This is a genomic window from Xanthomonas pisi DSM 18956 (genome assembly GCF_001010415.1).
Lineage (GTDB): Bacteria > Pseudomonadota > Gammaproteobacteria > Xanthomonadales > Xanthomonadaceae > Xanthomonas > Xanthomonas pisi.
Genome location: NZ_JPLE01000329.1, coordinates 1 through 338, shown reverse-complemented (window position 1 = coordinate 338; position 338 = coordinate 1). Strand labels below are relative to the sequence as shown.

Annotated in this window: 1 protein-coding gene; it reads right to left on the bottom strand. The window is 53.8% G+C overall.

Features of this window, described 5'->3' with window-relative positions; genetic code table 11:
• Window positions 1-338: hypothetical protein (locus Y887_RS20885; RefSeq protein WP_046965685.1), on the bottom strand; the 338-nt coding region annotated here is incomplete at both ends.

The window sequence follows — 338 nt, the reverse complement described above, 5'->3', positions numbered from 1 at the left end:
ACGGTCATACTGTGCCTGTTTGCCGCTGTTACGTAGCCGCTGCATGATTTCCGCCGCCTCCGCGTTGGTCATCCCCGAACCGCCGTCCGGCATTTTCGGGTTGATTTTCGCGATATGCGCGTTACGTTCCGGCGCGTGACGGGCGTAGAGGTACTCATCCAGATCGGCCTGCGCAATTTTGTAGTCCGCCAGTAATTTAGCCAGTGGCTGAACGTAGGGCTCCTTCATCACGTTCAGGTCGTTTTCCGCCTTCCCGTGGAAGAGTTCTTCCGCCATATAAGCGTTGTTACTGTCGTCTATTTTTCCACCAGTTTTACGGATATTCTCCTGAACAGCTT